The 21,870-nt window shown below is 59.1% G+C and carries 20 protein-coding genes; 11 read left to right on the top strand and 9 right to left on the bottom strand.

Annotated elements, in window-relative coordinates; translation table 11 throughout:
* Positions 1 to 128 precede the first annotated feature (128 nt).
* Positions 129 to 695 carry a TetR/AcrR family transcriptional regulator gene (locus CAF90_RS03045; RefSeq protein ID WP_007951264.1) on the top strand — a complete coding sequence of 189 codons (567 nt, stop codon included), beginning with the start codon at positions 129 to 131 and terminating at the stop codon, positions 693 to 695.
* Positions 696 to 748: 53 nt separating this feature from the next.
* Positions 749 to 1,228 carry a nuclear transport factor 2 family protein gene (locus tag CAF90_RS03040; RefSeq protein ID WP_007951263.1) on the top strand — a complete coding sequence of 160 codons (480 nt, stop codon included), beginning with the start codon at positions 749 to 751 and terminating at the stop codon, positions 1,226 to 1,228.
* 42 nt (positions 1,229 to 1,270) lie between these two features.
* Here the strand turns inward: CAF90_RS03040 and sfnG are convergent, their stop codons facing one another.
* On the bottom strand, positions 1,271 to 2,365 hold the full coding sequence (sfnG, locus tag CAF90_RS03035) for a dimethylsulfone monooxygenase SfnG (protein ID WP_085603419.1): 1,095 nt from the start codon (positions 2,363 to 2,365) through the stop codon (positions 1,271 to 1,273).
* Between the two features lie 258 nt (positions 2,366 to 2,623).
* On the opposite strand from sfnG, the gene CAF90_RS03030 reads away from it, so the two are divergent.
* Positions 2,624 to 3,403 carry a TSUP family transporter gene (locus CAF90_RS03030; protein WP_007951261.1) on the top strand — a complete coding sequence of 260 codons (780 nt, stop codon included), beginning with the start codon at positions 2,624 to 2,626 and terminating at the stop codon, positions 3,401 to 3,403.
* On the opposite strand, the gene nudC is transcribed toward CAF90_RS03030, so the two are convergent.
* The 3 genes from nudC to CAF90_RS03015 all read right to left on the bottom strand — a co-directional run bounded on the left by nudC (position 3,371) and on the right by CAF90_RS03015 (position 5,876).
* Entirely contained in the window at positions 3,371 to 4,201 is an 831-nt protein-coding gene (gene nudC / locus CAF90_RS03025; RefSeq protein ID WP_039768669.1) for an NAD(+) diphosphatase, read from the bottom strand. The genes CAF90_RS03030 and nudC overlap by 33 nt on opposite strands.
* Before the next feature lie 6 nt (positions 4,202 to 4,207).
* Entirely contained in the window at positions 4,208 to 5,020 is an 813-nt protein-coding gene (locus tag CAF90_RS03020; RefSeq protein ID WP_011334292.1) for a crotonase/enoyl-CoA hydratase family protein, read from the bottom strand.
* Positions 5,021 to 5,102: 82 nt separating this feature from the next.
* Entirely contained in the window at positions 5,103 to 5,876 is a 774-nt protein-coding gene (locus CAF90_RS03015; RefSeq protein ID WP_085603417.1) for a class I SAM-dependent methyltransferase, read from the bottom strand.
* A gap of 158 nt (positions 5,877 to 6,034) precedes the next feature.
* On the opposite strand from CAF90_RS03015, the gene CAF90_RS03010 reads away from it, so the two are divergent.
* The 4 genes from CAF90_RS03010 to pncA all read left to right on the top strand — a co-directional run bounded on the left by CAF90_RS03010 (position 6,035) and on the right by pncA (position 8,548).
* Positions 6,035 to 6,568 carry a tetratricopeptide repeat protein gene (locus CAF90_RS03010; RefSeq protein WP_085603415.1) on the top strand — a complete coding sequence of 178 codons (534 nt, stop codon included), beginning with the start codon at positions 6,035 to 6,037 and terminating at the stop codon, positions 6,566 to 6,568.
* Between the two features lie 89 nt (positions 6,569 to 6,657).
* Complete coding sequence (locus tag CAF90_RS03005) at positions 6,658 to 7,116, top strand: sigma-70 family RNA polymerase sigma factor (protein WP_256578425.1); 459 nt, start codon at positions 6,658 to 6,660, stop codon at positions 7,114 to 7,116.
* Positions 7,113 to 7,871 carry an anti-sigma factor gene (locus CAF90_RS03000; RefSeq protein WP_085603411.1) on the top strand — a complete coding sequence of 253 codons (759 nt, stop codon included), beginning with the start codon at positions 7,113 to 7,115 and terminating at the stop codon, positions 7,869 to 7,871. The genes CAF90_RS03005 and CAF90_RS03000 overlap by 4 nt, the downstream gene beginning before the upstream one ends.
* Positions 7,872 to 7,921: 50 nt before the next feature.
* A complete protein-coding gene (gene pncA, locus CAF90_RS02995; RefSeq protein WP_085603409.1) occupies positions 7,922 to 8,548 on the top strand; it encodes a bifunctional nicotinamidase/pyrazinamidase in 627 nt (208 codons plus the stop codon).
* A 43-nt stretch (positions 8,549 to 8,591) separates the two neighbouring features.
* Here the strand turns inward: pncA and CAF90_RS02990 are convergent, their stop codons facing one another.
* Together CAF90_RS02990 and CAF90_RS02985 are read right to left on the bottom strand one after the other, a co-directional pair.
* A complete protein-coding gene (locus CAF90_RS02990; protein WP_085603407.1) occupies positions 8,592 to 9,893 on the bottom strand; it encodes an ATP-binding protein in 1,302 nt (433 codons plus the stop codon).
* Positions 9,894 to 9,897: 4 nt separating this feature from the next.
* A complete protein-coding gene (locus tag CAF90_RS02985) occupies positions 9,898 to 10,599 on the bottom strand; it encodes a response regulator transcription factor (RefSeq protein ID WP_007960391.1) in 702 nt (233 codons plus the stop codon).
* A gap of 263 nt (positions 10,600 to 10,862) precedes the next feature.
* On the opposite strand from CAF90_RS02985, the gene CAF90_RS02980 reads away from it, so the two are divergent.
* The 4 genes from CAF90_RS02980 to CAF90_RS02965 all read left to right on the top strand — a co-directional run bounded on the left by CAF90_RS02980 (position 10,863) and on the right by CAF90_RS02965 (position 16,978).
* Positions 10,863 to 12,020 (top strand): efflux RND transporter periplasmic adaptor subunit, encoded by a 1,158-nt coding sequence (locus CAF90_RS02980; RefSeq protein WP_011334302.1) that lies wholly within the window; start codon positions 10,863 to 10,865, stop codon positions 12,018 to 12,020.
* Positions 12,021 to 12,035: 15 nt separating this feature from the next.
* Entirely contained in the window at positions 12,036 to 15,134 is a 3,099-nt protein-coding gene (locus CAF90_RS02975) for an efflux RND transporter permease subunit (RefSeq protein WP_085603405.1), read from the top strand.
* A 109-nt stretch (positions 15,135 to 15,243) separates the two neighbouring features.
* Positions 15,244 to 16,140: a hypothetical protein gene (locus tag CAF90_RS02970; RefSeq protein WP_085603403.1), complete on the top strand. Its 897-nt coding sequence runs from the start codon at positions 15,244 to 15,246 to the stop codon at positions 16,138 to 16,140.
* Positions 16,141 to 16,336: 196 nt separating this feature from the next.
* Positions 16,337 to 16,978 carry a DUF1345 domain-containing protein gene (locus tag CAF90_RS02965; protein ID WP_085603401.1) on the top strand — a complete coding sequence of 214 codons (642 nt, stop codon included), beginning with the start codon at positions 16,337 to 16,339 and terminating at the stop codon, positions 16,976 to 16,978.
* A gap of 52 nt (positions 16,979 to 17,030) precedes the next feature.
* On the opposite strand, the gene CAF90_RS02960 is transcribed toward CAF90_RS02965, so the two are convergent.
* The 3 genes from CAF90_RS02960 to CAF90_RS29655 form a co-directional block, all read right to left on the bottom strand.
* Complete coding sequence (locus CAF90_RS02960; protein WP_256578418.1) at positions 17,031 to 19,688, bottom strand: autotransporter outer membrane beta-barrel domain-containing protein; 2,658 nt, start codon at positions 19,686 to 19,688, stop codon at positions 17,031 to 17,033.
* 194 nt (positions 19,689 to 19,882) lie between these two features.
* On the bottom strand, positions 19,883 to 21,013 hold the full coding sequence (locus tag CAF90_RS29660; RefSeq protein ID WP_256578417.1) for a hypothetical protein: 1,131 nt from the start codon (positions 21,011 to 21,013) through the stop codon (positions 19,883 to 19,885).
* Between the two features lie 228 nt (positions 21,014 to 21,241).
* Positions 21,242 to 21,868, bottom strand: a complete 627-nt coding sequence (locus tag CAF90_RS29655; RefSeq protein ID WP_256578416.1) for a hypothetical protein — start codon at positions 21,866 to 21,868, stop codon at positions 21,242 to 21,244.
* Between the last annotated feature and the right edge of the window lie 2 nt (positions 21,869 to 21,870).

Genomic DNA, 21,870 nt, shown 5'->3' with positions numbered 1-21,870 from the left:
TCCCTTCCAGAGCTGGAACGCAGAGCGTCCCTTGAGGCATTCCCACGCAGACGGTTCGACGCCTCGACGTGGGAACGATCAATAAAAAACATTTGACCAAGGAGAACGATCGTTCTACTGTTCACCACATGAACGAAATCACAAGCAACGACACGACCCGAGACATCATTCTGGATGTCACCGAAAAGTTGATCTACAAAAGTGGCATCGCGGCCACCGGCATGGATCTTCTGGTGAAAACCGCCGGCGTTTCCAGAAAGAGTATCTACCGCTACTTCGCCAACAAGGAGGAGTTGACCGTCGCCGCCCTGCAACGCCGCGACGTGCGCTGGATGCATTGGTACAGAAGCGCCGTCGATCAGGCCGAAACCCCGGCCGATCGTCTGCTCAACCTGTTTACCGTGCTCAAGGGCTGGTTCGCCTCGGAAGGTTTCCGGGGCTGCGCCTTCATCAACACCAGTGGCGAAACCGGCGATCCCGAGGATCCGGTGCGCCTGGTCGCCAAAGACCACAAACAGAAACTGCTCGACTACCTGTGCGAGCTGTGTACCGAACATGGAGCCGAGGACCCGCAACTGTTGGCCAAACAGCTGCTGATCCTGATTGACGGCGCCATTACCGTAGCGCTTGTGATGGGTGATCACAGTGCCGCCGATAATGCGCAATGCATGGCGCGAAAGTTATTGGACCTGTAACGCCTTAATAAGCCTGACAAGTTGTTTAACTGTTAATAGATCGGGAGACAAACATGTCTACTGCAGCCGAAGTTCGTCCGCCATTGCCACCGTTCAACCGTGAATCGGCCATTGAAAAAGTTCGTCTGGCCGAGGATGGCTGGAACTCCCGCGACCCGGAGCGCGTGTCGCTGGCCTACACCCTGGACACCAAATGGCGTAACCGCGCCGAATTCGCCAACAACCGCGAAGAAGCCAAAGGTTTCCTCACTCGCAAATGGGCCAAGGAACTGGATTACCGCCTGATCAAGGAACTCTGGGCCTATTCAGACACCCGCATCGCCGTGCGCTACGCCTACGAGTGGCACGACGACTCGGGCAACTGGTTCCGCTCCTACGGCAACGAGAACTGGGAGTTCGACGAGCACGGCCTGATGTTCCAGCGCTACGCCTGCATCAACGACATGCCGATCAAGGAAAGCGAACGCAAGTTCCACTGGCCGCTGGGCCGCCGCCCGGATGATCATCCGGGGTTGTCCGAGCTGGGTCTGTAATTAAGTAGCCGATCCCTCCTGCACAGTGTGCAGGAGGGATTTTCAGGCAACTTCGGCAGCCCGGGCCGATTGCGCTTTGGCCTCGAGTTCTCGCACCAGCGGCAACACCCGCTGACCGAAATACTCCACCTCTTCCTGAAAATGCAGGAACCCCGCCAATACCAGATCAACCCCCACCGCTTTCAACGCCACGATCCGCTCGGCAATCTGCTGCGGCGTGCCGATCAGGTTGGTCTTGAAGCCGTCGTTGTATTGCACCAGATCTTCAAAGGTCGATTTGGCCCAGTTACCCTCACCTTCCGGTGACGCCCTGCCCGCCTGCTTCGCCGCATCACCGAACGCATTCACCGCTTCCGGGTCCGCCTGATCGATGATCTGCGCCAGCACCGCTTTGGCTTCTTCCTCGGTATCTCGGGCGATGACAAACGCATTCACTCCGACCTTCACCGAATGCTGGTTCGCCGCCGCTTTGGCGCGAATATCGTCGACCTGCGCCTTGATGCCCTCGACGCTGTTGCCGTTGGTGAAATACCAGTCCGATACCCGCGCCGCCATGTCCCGCGCGGCACGAGAGCTGCCGCCCTGAAAGATTTCCGGGCGGCCCAGCGGCTTCGGTTTGAGGCTGTAATTGTCGAAGCGATAGAAATCGCCACGGAAGGTGAAATTGTCCTGACTCCAGATCCCTCGCAGCGAACGGATGAACTCTTCCGAACGACGATAGCGCTCGTCGTGCTCCAGCCAATACTCGCCAATCGCCTGAAATTCACCCTTGAACCAGCCGCTGACGATATTCACCGCAATCCGGCCGTTGGTGAGTTGATCGATGGTCGCCAACTGTTTGGCCGCCAGCGCCGGTTGCCACGGGCCGGGCAAAATGGCGGCGATGACTTTGAGCTTGCTGGTGGCAGCGAGCAACGCGTGGCTGAAGGCTACCGATTCATGCTGAAACTCGGCGCCGTAACCGGCGGTGAAGCGGATTTGCGTCAGGGCGTATTCGAAACCCGCCGCCTCGGCCAATTGCGCCAGTTTGCGGTTGTAGTCGATGCCCCAATCGGTGCGTTGCTCGATCTTGCTGACCACCAGCCCATCGCTGACGTTCGGCACCCAGTAGGCAAATTTCACGGCTTGCTGACTCATTGGCGTGTCCTCAGGACAGTTGATGAAGGTGAGTAAGCCAGAGCAGCAAGCGTGCCAGCGGCGGGAGACCCGGTTTTATTGGGGTTTCAGGTAATAGGAATGCATGGTGGGAGGGTGATTTGTTGGGTGCGTGTTGGGTGGGCAACAGTTGAGCCGTCGGTGGTCGAGTCTTATGGGTCGCCGCAACATTCGGAAATGAGTAACATGACTGCCCTCCCCGCAGCCCTGTTCTGCACCCTGCCGAAATAAGCCGATTCCATGCCTTTCGAACTCAGCGTTGACCTCACTACCCTGGCCGTTCTGGCCCTTGTCGCTTTCATTGCCGGATTCATCGACGCCATCGCCGGCGGTGGCGGTCTGTTGACCACACCTGCGTTGCTCACCGCCGGCCTGCCGCCGCACCTGGTGCTCGGCACCAACAAGTTGAGTTCGACCTTCGGATCGGCCACCGCCAGTTTCACCTTCTACCGGCGCAAGCTGTTTCACCCACGGCAGTGGATGCACGCCATCGTCGGCACCCTGGTCGGTGCGCTGACCGGCGCCGTCGTCGCCCACTATCTGCCTGCCGAATGGCTGAACAAGATGCTGCCGGTGATCGTCTTCGCCTGTGGCCTGTACCTGTTATTTGGCGGCACGCCGAAAGCGCCGCTGGACAGCGACGCACCGATCAAGAAGAAGTGGCAATCGACCCAAGGCTTCAGCCTCGGTTTCTACGACGGCGTGGCCGGCCCCGGCACTGGCGCGTTCTGGACGGTCAGCAGCCTGCTGCTCTACCCGATCGATCTGGTCAAGGCCAGCGGCGTGGCGCGCAGCATGAACTTCGTCAGCAACATTGCGGCGCTGTCGGTGTTCGTGTTTTCCGGGCAGGTGGACTGGATCATCGGCCTGAGCATGGGCCTGTCGGTGATGGTCGGCGCGTTCTTCGGGGCGCGCACCGCGATCAGCGGCGGCGCCAAGTTCATTCGTCCGGTGTTCATCACCGTGGTGCTGGGGTTGACCGTGCGTCTAGCCTGGCAACACTGGTTCAGCGTGGCCTAAGCGCCGCGCCACATAGACGTCGATCAGGTAACGGGCAATCGATTTGGACGCCGGCAACGGCGGCAGATCGTGCACGTTGAACCATTGGGCGTCTTCGATCTCGTCTTCCTGACAGACAATCTCGCCACCGGCGTATTCGGCATGGAAGCCGAGCATCATCGAGTGCGGGAACGGCCAGCACTGGCTGCCCATGTACTGAATGTTCTTCACCTCGATCTGCACTTCCTCGCGCACTTCGCGGATCAGGCAATCCTCGGCCGATTCCCCAGGCTCGGCAAACCCGGCCAGCGTGCTGTAGACCCCGGTGACGAAACGCGGTGAACGCGCCAGCAGCACTTCATCGCCACGGGTCACCAGCACGATCATGCTCGGCGAAATCCGCGGATAACTGCGCAGATCGCAAGGCTGGCAATACATCGCCCGCTCCCGCGGCACCTGGGTCATGGCCTGACCGCAATTGCCGCAGAAACGGTGTTCGCGCGCCCAAGTGCCAATTTGTGCGGCATAACCCAGCACTTTGTAGATCGTGTGATCGCCGTCGAGCATGAACGCCCGCAGGCCTTTCCAGTTGCAACCCGGCACCTCGCTGGTGCTGCGCAGTTCCAGCAGATACACCGGTTCGCCATCGAGATGACCGATACCGTGCTCGGCAAGGATCGACAAGTCCTGACGCTTGAGCCATTCCCGGGGGAACAGCGCGCCGTTGTCATCGAACAGGAAACCCTCGGGGCTGCGCGCCACGGCCCAGCCGCCGGGTTGATCAGTGTCCAGTACTGCAGTGGTCCAGCGAGATGTCATGGTTTCTCAATCCAGAAATTCGGGTTTCTGTTTGCTCATATGGGCGGCCATGGCCACGCGCAAATCGTTGGATTGCAACATGGCGGCGTTCCAGGTGGCAACGTACTCGAGACCGTCGTCAATGCGATGGTCACGCATGTAGCTGATCATTTCCTTGGTGCCGGTGACCGCGATCGGCGACTTGCCGGCGATGTCCCGGGCAATGTCCATCACACCTTCGATCAGGCCGTCCTTGTCGCTGTAGACGCGATTGACCAGACCAATGCTGCGCGCTTCTTCGGCGCCAAAGGTGCGACCGGTGTAAGCCAGCTCACGCAGCATGCCGTCACCGATGATCCGTGGCAACCGTTGCAGGGTGCCAACGTCGGCCGCCATGCCGATGTCGATTTCCTTGATCGAGAATTGCGCGTCTTCGGCAGCGTAGCGCATGTCGCAGGCGGCGATCAGGTCGATGGCGCCGCCCAGGCAGTAACCCTGGATCGCCGCGAGTACCGGCTTGCGGCAATTATCGACGGCATTGAAGGAAGCTTGCAGGGTCAGGATCTTTTTGCGCAGCAGGCGCGCATTGCGGCCAACGTCCTTGCCCAGCTCATTGGCCACGCCGGCCAGCATCATCAGGTCGATGCCCGAGGAAAAGTGTTTGCCGGCGCCGCTGAGCACCACCACCCGCACTTCGTCGGTGTCGTCGATCCACTGGAACACCTCGACGATTTCACTCCAGAACGCGGCGTTCATCGAGTTGATCTTTTCCGGACGATTGATCTGCACATGGGCGATGTTGTCGGCCAGTTCGACGCTGAAGGCGGTGTATTGAGTCATGGCAGAAATCCTTTACCGGGCTGAAAATGAGGCCCGAACTATAACAAGGCATCAGCACGGCGGTTCGGCCAAATGCGGGACTCTAGCCGTTCTTCACCGCGACGAAGGCGGCGGTCTCGTAAGGCACCGTCACCACCTCCCTGCCCCGCAGTTGCGGCTCGCTGGCAATCAGTTCAGCAATCTGTTCGTCGATCCTTGCGCGCTGCAGGTCACTCAACGCGGCAATGAAACTGGTGGAGCGCACCCGGTTGAAAATCACATCTTCCGGCGAGCCGGTGTGGCCATGCTGAAAGTGTTGAGCCTGCAACGGCCCGAACGCCGGATGGGGAAAGGCCTTGCGCCATTCGCCGGTGTAGAAGCGCGGCGTGTCGCCTTCCAGCGCATTGACGATGGCGTCCAGCTTGGGCACCCAGTCGATCCGAGTGTCGCGCAGGTTCCAGATCAGGCCCAGTTTGCCGCCCGGTTTGAGCACCCGGGCGATTTCATCCAGCGCCTCGCGACTGGCAAACCAGTGAAAGGCCTGCGCGCAGACCACGGCATCCACCGAGGCATCGGGCAGCGGCAAATCCGTTGCCGTACCGCTGACGGCCAACACCTGCGGCCAGGCCAGCGACAGTTTTTCCAGCATCTGCGCCACCGGTTCCACGGCGATTACCTGGGCGCCGGTCGCCACCAGCCGTCCGGTGAACTTGCCGGTGCCGGCGCCGAGGTCGATAACGGTCTTGTGGCCATCGAGGCCCAGCGTGCCCGTCAGCCACTCGCTGACGGCCGGCGGATAGTCGGGCCGGCCTTTGACGTAGGTATCGGCAGCGGTTTTGTAGCCGCTGGCGGCCGAGTGGTGAACCTGATCTTTCATGGCCAAACTCCCATGGTAGAACTGCAGATCGACAACGAATGCTGACGAGCATAGCGCCGGAAAAAGGGCTTTCCTTTAACAAAGCCTGACAAAGCAATGAATAAATTTTCACCCTGCGGTGTTCAAAGTGAAACATGACCCCCTGTGGAGCCTTGCCCATGACTATCCGTTCCGTTATGTTCGCCGCCCCGTTGCTGGTGGCCGCCGTTTTCGCGAGCCCCCTCGCCTTCGCCAATGGCGATGAAGAGGCGCCGGTGCAGAAACCCAACTGCCCCAAAGGCCAGGTGTTCGACACCAAAACCCAGAAGTGCGTGATGCAGACCAGCCATCTGGTGCCCGACGCCGACCGGACCGATTACGCCTACCGCCTGGCCAAGGCCGGCCGTTATGAAGAAGCCCTGGCCCTGCTCGACACGCTGCAACAACCGAACACCGCCAAGGCCCTCAACTATCGCGGTTACGCGACGCGCAAACTGGGTCGCACTGACGAAGGCATCGGCTATTACCTGCAATCGGTGAAGCTTGATCCGCAGTACGCGCAGGTCCGTGAGTACCTGGGCGAAGCCTATGTGATCAAGGGCCGTGTCGATCTGGCGCAGGAACAGTTGCAGCACATCCAGAAGATCTGCGGCACGACCTGCGAGGAATACCGGGACCTGGCCGAAGCCATCAACGACTCATCGAAAACCTGACACGACACCCGGAGGCGAACATTTTCAGCGATCAGGCCTTCAGAGCCGAACTCGGGCAACACCTGGCGCGCCTGTGGCGTTACGGCTTGCTGCTGTCGCGAAATCGGCACGTGGCCGAGGATCTGGTGCAAGCCACCTGCGTACGGGCGCTCGAGCGTTCGGGCCAGTACGTGGCTGGCACGCGCATGGATCGCTGGCTGCTGAGCATTCTGCATTCGATCTGGCTCAACGAAGTGCGCGCCCGCCGGGTGCGCCAGGGCCAGGGTGTGGCGGACGCCGAAAGCCAGCTGACGTTCGATGGCGAATACGCCGCGCAGACTCATGTGATGGCAGCGCAGGTGATCCGCCGCGTCGATGCGTTGCCGGAAACCCAGCGCGAAACGGTATATCTCGCTTACGTCGAGGGCCTGTCCTACCGCGAAGTCGCCGAGATCCTGCAAGTGCCGATCGGCACGGTCATGAGCCGGCTGGCCACCGCGCGCCTGAAGCTGGCCGAATACCCGCCGCTGCAAGCGGTACCGAACACCCCCGCAGGAGAACGGCAATGAATGCGCCTTCCGACGAGCAACTGGTGGCGTATCTGGACGATGAACTGGACCGCGAACAGCGCAGCCAACTCGACAGCCTCATCGCCGACGATCCGCTGCTGAGTTTGCGGGTGCAATGGCTGAGCCGCAGCAATCTGCCGTTCAAGGCCGCCTACGACGAACTGGCGCAACAGGCGCCGCTCGACCGTTTGCAGGCCCGGCTCGATGCCGCGCCGTCACCGCAGAAACCCGGTTTCAGCCGACGCTGGTTCATCGGCGCAGCGGCAGCGGGCGTGGCGCTCGCAGGTGTCGCGGCGGACCGCTTGTTTCTGGCCTGGCAAGCGCAGCAATCGCACAACTGGCGCGAGCTGGTGGGCGATTACATGGCGCTGTATGTGCCGCAGACCCTCGAACATCTGCCCACCGATGAAGCCTCGCAACTGGCGCAGCTGCGAACCGTCGATGCGCGGCTGGGCGTGAGCCTGTCGCCGGCGAAACTGAAACTGCCCGGTGCGCAGTTCAAGCGCGCGCAATTGCTCGAATATGACGGCGTGCCCATCGCCCAGATGACCTGGCTCGACGCCACCCACGGCCCGCTGGCGCTGTGCGTCACGCGCACCAACAGCGGCAGCCAGCCGCTGGCCCATGAACGCCGGCACGGGATGAACGTGGTGTACTGGACCGAACGCGAACATGCCTGGATGCTGATCGGCCATCACCCGGCTTCCGAGCTGGAAGACATGGCGAAAATGTTTAAATCCCGGCTGAACGTTTAAAGAATTTTGTCACTATGCTGCTCGGGTGATTTTCCAAGAAGGATGGATTTATGCCGATTTCGCCACGCACAGCCCTGCTGGTCATCGACGTGCAGAACGACTTCATTCCCGGTGGCCAGTTGGCCGTGCCAGAAGGTGACCTGATCGTTCCGCTGATCAACCGGCTCGCCGGGCAGTTCAAGCAAGTGGTCATCGCTCAGGACTGGCACCCGGCGGGCCACGCTTCGTTTGCCTCCAGCCATCCCGGCCGCCAGCCTTATGACGTGATTCAACTGCCGTATGGCGAGCAGACGCTGTGGCCGGATCACTGCATTCAGGGTTCACGCGGTGCCGAGTTTCACTCGGGGCTCGATCTGCCCCACGCGCAGTTGGTCATCCGCAAGGGCTGCAACCCGGACATCGACAGCTATTCGGCGTTTCTGGAAGCGGATCGCGTCACGACCACGGGTCTGGCGGGTTATCTGAAGGAACGCGGGATCGACACGGTGTACATGGTCGGTCTTGCGCTGGATTTCTGCGTGATGTTCTCCGCGCTGGACGCGCGGGCGGCGGGGTTCAATGCGTTTGTGGTGCTGGATGCGTGCCGGGCGATCGATTTGAATGGCTCGCTGGCGACGGCGATCGAGCGGATGCAGGTGGCCGGGGTCGAATTGATCCAGTCCACTGAACTGCTCTGATGATGCTGACTCCCACGCTGAGCGCTCAGCGTGGGAACGATCATCAGGTCGGGGTTGGCAGCCAGAGCCTGAACCGCGCCCCACCCAACGGCGAACTTTCCACCGTCAACGTCCCGCCCTGCGCTTCCAGTGCCCGGCGGCTGATTGCCAGCCCCAAACCAAACCCGCCGGTCGCCCGATCGCGACTGCGATCCAGTCGATAGAACGGCTCGAAAATCCGCTCCCGCTCGTCTTCCGGAATGCCGATCCCGTCGTCATCCACCCAGATCTCGCAGCCTTTCGGGCAGACCTGCACGCCGATCTGAATGCGTTTTTCGCAATAGCGCATGGCGTTGCGCAGCAGGTTCTGAATCGCGCGGGCCGTCAGGCGCGGGTCGAGGGAGAAGCGTTCCAGCTGATTGTGCAGCAGCACGTCGATGACGATTTCCGGGGATTCCAGTTCTTCATCGACGCTGCCCAGAATGCTGTCGATGAACTCGTCCAGCGACACTTCGACCTGCTCCGGCAACTTCGCCGGGTTCTGCAGGCGACTGTAGGACAGCAACTCCAGCACCAACTCATCCAGTTCGCGAATGTGCGCAACCAGCCCTTGCAGGCGTTCGCGGCTGGCTTGCGGCAAGTCATCGGACAGCGCCAGCGCGAGGCCGAAGTCCAGGCGAGTCAGCGGCGTGCGCAGTTCGTGGGACACGGCGTTGAGCAGGTCACGCTGCTGGTTGAGCAGGTTTTCGATGTCGCCGGCCATGGTGTCGAACACGTTGGCCAGGCTGCCGATGTTCGAGCTCGGGCCAATCTGCGTGCGTTCGCTCAAATGGCCCTTGCCGAAACGTTCGGCCGTGCCCTTGAGGCGTTCCAGATCGCGCCAGTGCGGACGAAACCAGAGCAACAGGCACGCCAGCAGACTCGCGCCGATCAGCACGTTGATGCTCCAGTACAACAGGTTCACGTCCATCGGATCCGGCGGCACCACCATCTGCACCGCCATTTCGTCGTTCAGCGGCGTGACCGCCAGCGTGCGCCAGCCCCAGTCGCCCACCCGCACCATGTTTTCGCCGCGCCGCAGACGCTCTTGCTCGATGGCGGTGAAGTCGGGGTCATCAATACGGGCGAGCACGATGTGCAGCGGCTGGAAATCCTTGTCCATCGACGCCGCGAGCGCTGGCCACTGATCCTGCGGCACCGCGCGAAACTGCTTGGTGATCAGCGATTGCAGGCCTCGGGAATAGTCGAGGTTGTAGGTGACGAATCGCTGCTTGAACGCCATCACCACCAGATCCGGCACCAGATAGATCGCCGCGCTGTAGGAAACGATCGTCACCAGGTAGAGGCGAAACAGGATTCTGAACATCGAATCAGCATTCCCACTCGGAACGGCTGAACAGATACCCCTTGCCCCACACGGTCTTGATCTTGCGCGCCTCGCCGGCGTGGTCGTCGAACTTGCGCCGCAGCTTGGAAATCGCCACGTCCACCGAGCGGTCGGTGCCGTTGAACTCGATGCCGCGCAGGCGTTGCAGGATCTGGTCGCGGCTCAGCACTTCACCGGCATGACGGGCCAGCACCACCAGCAGGTTGTATTCGCCGCTGGACAGCTCGACTGGCTGTTCGCGCCAGGTCACCGTGCGTTCCGACAGATCGATGCACAGATTGCCCATCAGGATCCGGTCATTGGCGGTCATCGGTTCGCCGAGGCTGCTGCGCCGCAGCAAAGTGCGCACTCGCGCCAGCAGGACGCGCGGCTCACAGGGTTTGGTGACGTAATCGTCGGCGCCCATTTCCAGGCCCAGCACCTGATCGTGGCTGTCGTCGCGGGCGGTGAGCATCAGGATCGGCAGCGTGGCCGAATCGGCGCGCAACAGGCGACAGACCTGCAAGCCATCCAGGCCCGGCAGCATGAGGTCGAGAATCACCAGGTCCGGCGGATTGAGCCGCGCCCGTTCGCGCACATGGTCGCCACGGCCGATCACGCTGACGGAGTAACCGTTGCGTTCGAGGTAACTGGAGATCAGTTCGGCGAGGGCGGTGTCGTCTTCGACCAAGAGGATGTTGGGCATTTAGGTGATCCAGAAATACAGTGGCGACCCATCGTCCGCTATCGCGAGCAGGCTCGCTCCCACATTTGGAATGCAATCCCTTGTGGGAGCGAGCCTGCTCGCGATGCTTTATCTGTCGCAATAAATATCAAGGCGTAAAGGATATACGCCCTCACTCGTCCCTGAGCAAAACCCTTACACAATTTCACACAGCGCCTACAAAGCTTCACCGCTACCCTCGGCGACTGTCCGTAGGATGCGCAGATCAATATTGGGGGTTGTACATGTCGAAGAATCTGCTGGCCGGGCTCGGCCTGATCGCATTGGCGCTGACGCTGAGTGCCTGTGATAAATCCTCGAACGCCGAGGAACAGGCGCCGCCGGCCACCGTGCGGATCGAAACCCTTGAGGCGCGCCCCCTGTCGATCAGCAGCGAACTCAGCGGGCGAATTGCCGCACCGCGCATTGCCGAAGTCCGCGCCCGAGTGGCTGGCGTCGTGCTGCAACGCACCTACCGCGAAGGCAGCGACGTGAAAAAGGGCGACGTACTGTTCCGCATCGATCCGGCGCCGTTCAAGGCTGACCTCGACAGCGCCGAAGCGGCCCTGCGCAAGGCCGAGGCCAACGCGTTCCAGGCAAAACTGCAGGAGCAGCGCTACGCCCAGTTGATCGATGACAAGGCCATCAGCGCTCAGGACTACGACAACGCCCGCGCCAACGCCCGGCAGACTGCCGCCGACGTTGCCGCCAACAAGGCTGCCGTCGAGCGCGCGAAGTTGAACCTCGGTTACGCCACCGTCACCGCGCCGATCTCCGGGCGTGTCGGTCGCGCTCTGGTGACCGAAGGCGCACTGGTCGGCCAGAACGAAACCACGCCCATGGCGCTGATCCAGCAACTGAACCCGATCCACGCCGACCTCACCCAGTCGACCCGCGAACTCAACGAACTGCGCCGGGCATTCCGTTCCGGCCAGTTGCAGCAGGTCGGCCAGGATCAGGTCAAGGCCACGCTGATCCAGGACGACGGCAGCCTCTATCCGTTGCCGGGCAAACTGCTGTTCAGCGACATCACGGTCGATCCGGGCACCGGTCAGATCATCCTGCGTAGCGAGTTTCCCAACCCGGATCTCGATCTGCTGCCCGGCAGCTACGTTCGCGTTCGCCTGGAACAAGGCGTGATTCAACACGGCCTGACCGTGCCGCAACGTGCGGTGCAGCGTGACAGCGCCGGTGTAGCGCAAGTCCTGACCGTCGACGATCAGATGCGCGTCGCCCAACAGCCGGTTCAGCTTGGCGCTGTGCAGAACGACCGTTGGATCGTCACCGGAGGCCTGAAGGCCGGCGACCGCATTGTCATCGAAGGCCTGCAACACGCCCGTCCGGGCGAAGTGGTGCAGATCGACGACACCCCTCTTCCACTTGCCCAGACCTCTGGTCAGTAAGCAGGACGCTCTTCTATGCCGCAGTTCTTTATCGACCGCCCGGTGTTCGCCTGGGTCGTCGCGTTGTTCATCCTGTTGGCCGGTGCGCTGGCCATCCCGCAATTGCCGGTGGCGCAATACCCCGACGTCGCGCCGCCGCAGATCGAAATCTATGCCGTGTACCCGGGCGCATCGGCGCAGACCGTTGACGAAAGCGTGGTCAGCCTGATCGAGGAAGAGCTCAACGGCGCCGATCACCTGCTGTATTTCGAATCGCAAAGCAGCCTCGGCAGCGCCACGATCAAGGCCACTTTCCAGCCGGGCACCAACCCGGAACTGGCGCAGGTCGATGTACAGAACCGCCTCAAGGTGGTCGAGTCGCGTCTGCCGCAAGCGGTCAACCAGCAAGGCTTGCAGGTGGAGAAAGTCTCCGCCGGTTTCCTGCTGCTGATCACCCTCACCTCCAGCGACGGCAAGCTCGATGACGTGGCGCTCAGCGATTACCTGGCGCGCAACGTGATGAACGAGATCAAACGCATCGACGGCGTCGGCAAGGCCCAGCTGTATGGCGCCGAGCGGGCGATGCGGATCTGGGTCGATCCGCAGAAGCTGATCGGTTTCAACCTGACGCCGGCCGATGTCAACGCCGCCATCGTCGCGCAGAACGCCCAGGTCTCGGCCGGCAGCATCGGCGATCTGCCAAACCCGAGCACTCAGGAAATCACCGCGACGATTCTGGTCAAGGGTCAGCTTTCGACGCCGGAAGAGTTCGCCGACATCGTGCTCAAGGCCAACCCGGACGGCTCCACCGTACGCATCAAGGACGTGGCGCGGGTCGAGATCGGCAGCCAGGAATACCAGTTCGGCACCCGTCTGAACGGCAAGCCGTCCACCGCCGTCGGCGTGCAACTGGCGCCGGGCGCCAACGCCCTCAGCACCGCCACTTTGATCCGGGCGAAGATGGATGAACTGTCGCGCTACTTCCCGGCGGGCGTGGAATACAAGATCCCCTACGACACTTCGCCGTTCGTGAAGGTCTCGATCACCAAAGTGGTTTACACCCTCGGCGAGGCGATGCTGCTGGTATTTGCGGTGATGTTCCTGTTCCTGCAGAACATCCGCTACACCCTGATCCCGACGCTGGTGGTGCCCGTGGCGCTCATGGGCACCTTCGCGACCATGCTCGCGCTGGGTTTCTCGATCAACGTGCTGACCATGTTCGGCATGGTGCTGGCCATCGGCATTCTGGTGGACGACGCCATCGTGGTGGTGGAGAACGTCGAGCGGATCATGGCCACCGAAGGCCTGTCACCGAAAGAGGCGACGCGCAAGGCGATGACCCAGATCACCGGCGCGATCATCGGCATCACGCTGGTACTGGTGGCGGTGTTCATTCCGATGGCGTTCATGCAGGGTTCGGTGGGCGTCATCTATCGCCAGTTCTCACTGTCGATGGCCACTTCGATTCTGTTCTCGGCCTTCCTTGCCCTGACCTTGACCCCGGCACTGTGCGCAACCTTGCTCAAGCCGATCGCCAAGGGCGAGCACCACGAGAAAACCGGATTCTTCGGCTGGTTCAACCGCCGCTTCGAGCAACTGACTGATCGTTATCAGGGCTGGGTCGGTTACGCGCTGAAACGCACCGGTCGATATCTGCTGATCTACGTTGTGTTGCTGGTGGGTCTGGGCCTGTGCTTCGCGCGCCTGCCCTCCTCGTTCCTGCCGGTTGAAGATCAGGGTTACACCATCACTGACATCCAACTGCCGCCCGGTGCGAGCAAGAACCGTACGGTGCAGGTGGTCGAGCAGATCGAAGCGCACAACGCCGGCGAACCGGGTGTGGGCGACAGCACCGTGATTCTCGGTTTCAGCTTCTCCGGCAGCGGGCAGAACGCCGCGCTGGCGTTCACCACGCTCAAGGACTGGTCGCAGCGTGGCAGCGATGACTCGGCAAGTTCGATTGCCGACCGCGCCAACATCGCCCTGAGCCAGATCAAGGACGCTGTAGCCTTCGCCGTGCTGCCGCCGCCGGTGGATGGTCTGGGCACATCCAGCGGCTTCGAGTTCCGCTTGCAGGATCGCGGCGGCCTTGGTCATGCGACCCTGATGGAGGCGCGCACCCAGTTGCTCGCCGCCGCCGAGAAAAGTCCGATCCTGATGAACGTGCGTGAAAGCGCGCTGGCCGAAGCACCGCAAGTGCAGCTGGAAGTGGATCGCAAGCAGGCCAATGCCCTGGGGGTTTCGTTCGCCGACGTCGGCAACGTGCTGTCCACCGCCATCGGCTCTTCGTACGTCAACGACTTCCCCAATCAGGGGCGGATGCAACGGGTTGTCGTGCAGGCTGAAGGCGATCGCCGCAGTCAGGTCGATGACCTGCTGAAAATGCACGTGCGCAACGACGCCGGGAAAATGGTGCCGCTGTCGGCGTTCGTCCGAGCCACATGGACCCAGGGCCCGGCGCAACTGACCCGTTACAACGGCTACCCGGCAATCTCGATTTCCGGCGAACCGAAACCCGGCCACAGCACCGGCGAAGCCATGGCGGAAATCGAACGTTTGGTCGCCCAAGGGCCGAAGGGTCTGGGCCAGGAATGGACCGGTCTGTCGCTGCAGGAACGTTTGTCCGGCAGCCAGGCGCCGATTCTGCTCGGGCTGTCGCTGCTGATCGTGTTTCTGTGTCTGGCGGCGTTGTATGAGAGCTGGTCGATTCCGACTTCCGTGCTGCTCGTTGTACCGCTGGGCGTACTCGGCGCGGTGCTGGCGGTGACTTTGCGCGGGATGCCCAACGACGTGTTCTTCAAGGTCGGGCTGATCACCATCATCGGCCTGTCGGCGAAGAACGCGATCCTGATCATCGAGTTTGCCAAGAGTCTGTATGACGAAGGGCATGACCTGATTGACGCCACGTTGCAAGCGGCGCGCCTGCGGTTGCGCCCTATTGTCATGACCTCGCTGGCATTCATTCTGGGCGTGGTGCCGCTGGCGATTGCCACCGGCGCGAGTTCGGCGAGCCAGCAAGCCATCGGCACCGGAGTGATTGGCGGGATGATTACGGCGACATTGGCGGTGATTTTTGTGCCGGTATTTTTTGTGGTGGTGGTGAAAGCCGTACGTCGCTGGACAGGAAAGAGTTGAACATTCGCTATAAGGAAATACGGTTTTATACCTGTCAAAGCTGACAGGTTCTTCAGAAACTAAAAAGCCCTAGATTGGCTCCTGATTCACTCACGAACAGGAGCCGTCAATGAACATTCAAAAAACCAGTCTAGCGAGCTATTTCACTGCTCAAACAGACGACCCATACGCCGAGAAATTTTCTGCCGACAGATTTTTTATTTCAGGTACTGACACTCCGACTATCAGTGCTCGAATGTCTGTAGAGGATCAGCTTTATACCTATAGAAGAATCGTTATATATCTTAATTCCTACGAAAAAATCGAGAACAAAACCTACGACTTGAGTGCAAGCAATCCTGAGGTGCGTGTCCACTACGTGATAAGCAACGATACGACCACACTGTCGCCTTACGTAGCAGAGAGAGGGTTATTGAAGATCAGCTTTGACCCAGACAAAAACGTTGCAGAAGGCACATTGGATTGCACGGCTAAAGCTCCAACGGGTCAGCAGGTCGTGGTCAGCAAAGGAACGTTTGGCATACAAGATACAGGTTCAAACCATGAATACCTGAATGCCGGCATACATAATGCGACCGGCTCTGCCTCCGCACATGTTGAAATCCCTGACTACGGCAAAAACTTCGAGTATCGGTCGACAAACGCAAGCCTTAATCTGGAACAGAACCATCCAGAACTTGGCAAATCCTGGGTAGTTCATACCGAAGATGTAGGCTCAAGGCCCGATCCACACCACCACGTTCTCACTGTTCGTGCTTCAACAAGCGTCGTCCTGAACAAAACCTATAACCTCGCTGCCGACACCGACAAGGTTCAGGCACTTTTCGTGATGCTTGACGGCAGGATTGATCCCTTCCGTCCAAAAAGTGGTCAGATAACCCTCACCTCCTTACCCGACCCAGAGACTGCAGAGGGAAAGATCGAGGCGACACTCAGCTTCACAGGTATATCAGATGGCGGAATAACCGCAGAGATATCCAATGGCATCCTGTCTGTTGAAAAGTGACAGATTCAGAATGCGATAAATCTTGGACGCCTTGCTACCGCCCTCAAGCGTGTATCAAGGCGTTCACCTTTCATAAGACTGCTCTTGACTTTAAACCACTCTGGCGAGTATGGCCGACATCGCTCAAGTTCACAGCACCTGCCAGAACCCACACCCATGCTATGGTTTGCTCGACGCCGTCAACAAAGAGCTCTCCATGCGCTTCCTCGCCCGCACCCACCCTCGCCTCTCTGCCGCCTTCCTGCTCGGCCTCGCCGTCGGCCTGTTGGTACCCGCCGATTCCGTCATCAGTAAAATACTCATCGGCTGGAATGCCGGGGTCTGGACCTATCTGGTGCTGATGCTCTGGCTCACCGCCCGGGCCAAGGCGCCGGACGTCAAGCAGATCGCCGTCGTCGAAGATGAAAACGCCGGGCTGGTGCTGTTCGTGGTGTGTATTGCGGCGCTGGCAAGCCTGGCGGCCATCACCCTGGAACTTGTCGGCAGCAAGGACCTGGATACCCACCACAAACTGATGCATTACGGTTTTACCGCATTGACGGTCATCGGCTCATGGCTGCTGATCGGCGTGATTTTCTGCGTCCACTACGCCCGGCTGTTTTACACCTGGGACGGCAAGGAGCCCGCGCTGCGCTTTGCCGATGGCCTGACAACGCCCAACTATTGGGACTTTCTGTACTTCTCGTTCACCATCGGGGTGGCGGTGCAGACGGCGGATGTTGGCGTGGCAACGCGGGAGATACGCAAGATCGTGCTGGCACAGTCGTTGATCGGGTTTGTGTTCAACACCGCGATTCTGGGTTTCTCGATCAACATCGCCGCCGGGCTGTTCGGTTGAGCAAAAAAAACGCCCCGGCATCTCTGCACGGGGCGTTTGTTGTTTCAGCGCATCAGAAGAAGTAACTGACCCGCAGGCTGCCACTCCAGTCCTGATTGACGGTATTACCTTTGCTGCCACCGACCTGACCGGAAACCTGCCAGTTGCGTTGCGCCGGTGTCCATTTCAGACCCGCTCCATATTCTAGGCCACTGCTGGCGCGATCGTCATCTAAGCTGTCGTCGTTGATCTTGACCCGGTTGGCTTTGACAAACTCATGGTTGGCGCCCAGCGACAGGCTCGGTTCCAGCAGGCTGCCTTTTTCAAGGGCAATGACTCGACCACCCCTTACTCCAACATTGCCCTGAAGCGAACGCATGGTGTCGGCTTCGACCTCAAGGCCGTTGTCCAACCGATAGCTGTCGCTCTGGGTCACGCCGGTGGAAACCCGGACCTGCGGCTCGACAAACCAGTCGTCTTTCAGGCGAATATGCTTGCCCACCGCCACCGAACCGCTGGCACCCAAAGCCTTGTAGCCGCCCTTGGCCCGCGTGCCGTCGCTCATGGTGACCTTGGCCTTGTTGTCGAACTGGTTGATCTTGGCCATGACGTTGACGAACACATCACTTCCAACATCGTAGGTGCTGCCGTAGGCACCGGCATTCAGACTGTCGACCGTCGCGCTGGAGCCGTATTTGAGGTCCATGTTGGTGCGGCTGGCGCCCACGAAACCACCGACAACCCAGGCGCGGCCGGCAATGTCCACCGTCGTATCGGCACCACCGGTGATGCCGTTCGTGTTCTGACTGTAGCCATTGCCATAGGCATTCTTGACGCGGTACTGGTTGCCATTCGTACGCACCCAGACACTGTTACTCAATTTAGTGGTGTCACTGTCGCTGGCCGCGCGAAGCGAAGCGTCGGGTTGGAGGCTCAATCCACGATCACCGATCTGGTCGCTGAGCATGTTCATTTCCGCGTTCAATACGCTGCGGGCACTGCCGGCCAAAGCCAGGGCGGTGTTGGTCGAAGTGCTGACGGTTTCCTTGTCCGGGGTGAGGTACAGGCCCTGCCCGTCCTGCTTCAGTCGGTAAACGAATGTACCGGCATCCACCGTGTCTTTATTGGCCAGAGTAAAAGCAGCAGTACCGGCGGCAATATTGCCGACTTTCACCGCATCTGCCGTAACCGGCGTAGTCCCCGTAGCCGAGATCAACAATTGGTGACGCCCGGTGGCATTGTCCGCCTCAATAAAATCAGTATTGCCATTACCCAGATCGGTCCCCATCACGAAGGTGCCATTACCCGAGAGATTGCCGACTTTCAGATGGAGGAACTGCTCGTTGGTACCCATCTGCACGACACCGTTGTTCATGCCCAGTTGCTGCACGGTGCTGTCACCGGTCATGACCCATTGCGCAGCATTGTTGATGGTCAGATTGCCCGAGTTGTTGATCTGGCCGGTGAGTACCGAACCGTTGTCCAGCAGCACGCTGCCATTAGTATCGGTAGTGACGTTGCCGGTCAGCGTGCTGCCATTGTTCAGTGAGAGGCTGGCGACATTGTCGACGTTGCCGTTGATAACCGAGCCGTTGTTCAGGCTGACAGTGGCCGCGGTTCCCGCAGCGGCTTGTACATTGCCGTTCAGAACACTGCCGGTGTCGAGCACCGAACGAGCGACATTGCGCAAATCACCTTCGAGCGATGAACCATTGGTCAGTTGCACCAGAGCGGGACTCGCGCTATCCGCCAACACGTTACCAGTCATTGCGCTCGCGTCGAGGCTTACCTGGCCGACATTCTGCAAATCACCATTGAGCGTCGAGGCATTTTGCAAGGTAACGGTGGCCGAGCTGCCGGACTCCACAACAAAGTTGCCCGTGAGGTCGCTGCGATCCGCTTTGAAATTGACTGCGGCCCCATCGTTGACCTCCACCATCGTGCCATTGGCGCCGATCAGTCGAGTACCGTTGGTAGCGTCGATATTCGCAGTGATTCCCGACCTGTCCTGAAAACCGACAACGATGGCAGCACCCGCTTTACCTTCGACCGTGGTGCTATCCAGTTTTATTGTGGAGGTTCTGACCCCGGCAATTTCACGACCGATTTGTAAACCGTTCAATCCACCGGTAATCGTACTGCCGACAGCATTGAGATCGGCATTGCTCAAGCGAACGCCATAAGCCGTCGAACTGGTGGCCTCGATGGATGAATTCGCAAGATTGATCTGGCTGAACCCGGTCGCCAGAGCGCCACCGTTGAGCGCGACAACAGAACTGTTGTTCGTGAGGAAAACCCTGGAGCCGATCTGCCCCGAATTGTTGCGGATCAGTTGCAGGCCGATGTCGTCGCTGGTGACCGTGCTGTTGTCGAAGTTTGCAGTGCTGTCGTTGACCATTACCGCAAATCCACCGCCGATACGATCAACGGACGCGTTGGTTAGATTGAACGTTGAATTAAGTCTTCCATCGAGGCGCCCCGCACTCCCACCGTTATTGTTGAATGTCGCGCCCTGAGCGGTCACGTCGAGTGCCTGGGCACCGTTGGAAATGAGCGTAGAGCCGGGATCCAACGTCCAGTCTTCGGCGGGTAAATTGTTGTCAATGGTATGAGTCGTGCCGCCAGGAACGGGACCGGCCTGTACGGACGCAGCGAGAAACACAAATGATGAGAGCGCCGAAAGTGCGCATCCTTTGACAATTGTTCTGGAACGCAATGACGACATTGGCATAGGAAAAAACTCTTACATGAAGTTGTCGGAATATCCGCTGAAGCAGGATTTGCGGGGCGGGAGACTACAGACCAACCCCACATACATCTGTAGGACAAGTCCTCTTTTGTAGCCGGACATACCTTCATAACTCGTAAGTGAAACCGTCACCTGGCTCACAGTCTCCCTGTAAGCCAGGCACGGTCGGTAGTTACTTACTCGCTGCCATCGCAGAACTTGCTACTGGTATTGCGCACGTTGACCCTGTGCAGGACTTCCGGTGATTTGTAGAGTGTTCCGGCGATCGTGGTTTCGTACCATACATATACGTAGTTAAAGTTGGGGGTTCCTGGAAATGGCACGATCGGACCTTGCAATGTCTTGAGATAAGTGAAGTTGACATCAAAAATGGTTTGCACCCCGGCAACAACCTGTTTCGTCTCCGAGTGAGGAGTACCGATTGGTGTAGTCATTGCGACGTCGTCATAACCTACGGCATGCAGCGTGATGCTTTGACCTGCCGGCAGCGAACTTTGCCCTTGTGGCACGGCCACACGCCATAGAAGCTCGCCTCCAACCAGGTCGAACGAAGGGCAACTGCATACTCTGTCGGTATTGAAAGTCCTCGCCGCGTGCTCCTCCAGCTTGACCTCATTAGCCTCGAAGTTAACATCGGTCGGGGTTTTCTGTTTGACAGTAGCGTCAACATCCAGATAACGAATGTCGCAATACGCTTTTTTTATACCAGTGCCATGAACAGAGACTGTAGCGAAGTCTACATATATTGAGGCCTCTGTATCGGTCGGATCAATGGTTGTATCCCCCATGAACTTTTCGTTGTAATGGAAGCCCACCGTTGCAGTACCGGACAGTGGATCACCAACGTCCATTTCCCACATTTTGAACGTAAATTTAATCGGCTCCCCAAAGTCACCTGGAACGAGGTGATTTAGAGTACGTGTGTCGCCGGTAACCTCAACAGGTGGAATGTTCTCACTATCAAGATCCGGCTCCGGTATCAATCCTATCTCTGGCCGCTTATTGTTCAAATATACCGTGGTTACCTGTTTCGAATCCTGAGCAGCTGCAGAACCCTCTTTGTAGGTGTAGGTAAGTTTTGCGGCAACCTCGACAGTTGACGTGCCAATCGCAGCAGCATATGCATCGTAGGTCATATCAAATTCCAGCCCTCCCGATGCGCCCAAAGGCTTACTGCCAAGGACTTCATTTTCCAGCTTGACTTCAATAATTGCTCCCGCAGCACCGTTCGTAGGCCGAGGCAGGTTGACCTTTACGGTTTTGCTTACACCATTTACAACAGGGTTGAAGTGTTTCAGCGTCAGCACGGTGGTGCCATCGGTACCGGCTTCTGGAACTTCAAGAGGGAAAAATACAACTGCCGGTGGCTGCTGGATTGCAAGGTCCTTTTTGGGTATCGAATCGCCGCTCCTGAATCCGGCGACGTCAACAATATTGGTGAGTTGATAAAGTGATACATTACCCAGTGCGCGTAGGACGTCATTACCTAAAACAAACTCTCCGCTCGCATTCAGCGTCCCGCTAAAAATCGGAGTTTACGAACTCGAGGGCAAAGCTCTCGTATTCAAATAGAAGTTATGAATATCTTCCGCATGACTAAAAGGATAAGTTGTGACTGGCTTGCACCTGAGCCCTCCTGGATTGTTGTTAAACCAAGCCTGATTCAGGATGCCATCGGCCGGCGCATTCACATACGCAACCGCCGGGACAAGGCCTCTGCCTGAAGGGGTTTTCCTTGCGTATGGCCCACGATACCTGGCCAACACGGTAGTAGGAGCCGTGGAATGGTCCTCGTTGCCGTCGCCATCGTAAACCGCGAACCGAAATAAATAAGGAGTAGGATCTTCCGGCGCTGTATGTTCAGGAATGTCGGTTATTTTCAATGCATACATCAACGGTACGTTGGCGCCCTCCAGGTTTTTTGACTCAAGAGGCGTGACCGTGCCGTCCGGATTAACCCGTTCAAGTGTTGCCGTCCCACTGGCCGAGTTGTTCAATCCAGAAAGTTCGATGTCGACAGTCCCTCTGTCAAAATCAGCCTTTTTAACTCGCCCATTCACTGCGAGGTTAGCAATAACCGGTGGATCAGAAAGGACGCCGCCACCTGCATTCGCACTTTTCGCACTTTTTGTATCAGCAGGAATTTTTTCTTCGATAGTCATTT

It is taken from the genome of Pseudomonas sp. B37(2017) (assembly GCF_002112885.1).
Lineage (GTDB): Bacteria > Pseudomonadota > Gammaproteobacteria > Pseudomonadales > Pseudomonadaceae > Aquipseudomonas > Aquipseudomonas paraglycinae.
The sequence above is the reverse complement of the archived record's forward strand: the minus strand, read 5'-3'. Positions and strand labels throughout refer to the sequence as shown.

What these genes read in the sequence shown, in the direction of transcription:
- CAF90_RS03045 (WP_007951264.1), top strand. Translation starts at nt 129, where the DNA reads ATGAACGAAATCACAAGCAACGACACGACCCGAGACATCATTCTGGAT.
- CAF90_RS03040 (WP_007951263.1), top strand. Translation starts at nt 749, where the DNA reads ATGTCTACTGCAGCCGAAGTTCGTCCGCCATTGCCACCGTTCAACCGT.
- sfnG (WP_085603419.1), bottom strand. Translation starts at nt 2,365, where the DNA reads ATGAGTCAGCAAGCCGTGAAATTTGCCTACTGGGTGCCGAACGTCAGC.
- CAF90_RS03030 (WP_007951261.1), top strand. Translation starts at nt 2,624, where the DNA reads ATGCCTTTCGAACTCAGCGTTGACCTCACTACCCTGGCCGTTCTGGCC.
- nudC (WP_039768669.1), bottom strand. Translation starts at nt 4,201, where the DNA reads ATGACATCTCGCTGGACCACTGCAGTACTGGACACTGATCAACCCGGC.
- CAF90_RS03020 (WP_011334292.1), bottom strand. Translation starts at nt 5,020, where the DNA reads ATGACTCAATACACCGCCTTCAGCGTCGAACTGGCCGACAACATCGCC.
- CAF90_RS03015 (WP_085603417.1), bottom strand. Translation starts at nt 5,876, where the DNA reads ATGAAAGATCAGGTTCACCACTCGGCCGCCAGCGGCTACAAAACCGCT.
- CAF90_RS03010 (WP_085603415.1), top strand. Translation starts at nt 6,035, where the DNA reads ATGACTATCCGTTCCGTTATGTTCGCCGCCCCGTTGCTGGTGGCCGCC.
- CAF90_RS03000 (WP_085603411.1), top strand. Translation starts at nt 7,113, where the DNA reads ATGAATGCGCCTTCCGACGAGCAACTGGTGGCGTATCTGGACGATGAA.
- pncA (WP_085603409.1), top strand. Translation starts at nt 7,922, where the DNA reads ATGCCGATTTCGCCACGCACAGCCCTGCTGGTCATCGACGTGCAGAAC.
- CAF90_RS02990 (WP_085603407.1), bottom strand. Translation starts at nt 9,893, where the DNA reads ATGTTCAGAATCCTGTTTCGCCTCTACCTGGTGACGATCGTTTCCTAC.
- CAF90_RS02985 (WP_007960391.1), bottom strand. Translation starts at nt 10,599, where the DNA reads ATGCCCAACATCCTCTTGGTCGAAGACGACACCGCCCTCGCCGAACTG.
- CAF90_RS02980 (WP_011334302.1), top strand. Translation starts at nt 10,863, where the DNA reads ATGTCGAAGAATCTGCTGGCCGGGCTCGGCCTGATCGCATTGGCGCTG.
- CAF90_RS02975 (WP_085603405.1), top strand. Translation starts at nt 12,036, where the DNA reads ATGCCGCAGTTCTTTATCGACCGCCCGGTGTTCGCCTGGGTCGTCGCG.
- CAF90_RS02970 (WP_085603403.1), top strand. Translation starts at nt 15,244, where the DNA reads ATGAACATTCAAAAAACCAGTCTAGCGAGCTATTTCACTGCTCAAACA.
- CAF90_RS02965 (WP_085603401.1), top strand. Translation starts at nt 16,337, where the DNA reads ATGCGCTTCCTCGCCCGCACCCACCCTCGCCTCTCTGCCGCCTTCCTG.
- CAF90_RS02960 (WP_256578418.1), bottom strand. Translation starts at nt 19,688, where the DNA reads ATGCCAATGTCGTCATTGCGTTCCAGAACAATTGTCAAAGGATGCGCA.
- CAF90_RS29655 (WP_256578416.1), bottom strand. Translation starts at nt 21,868, where the DNA reads ATGACTATCGAAGAAAAAATTCCTGCTGATACAAAAAGTGCGAAAAGT.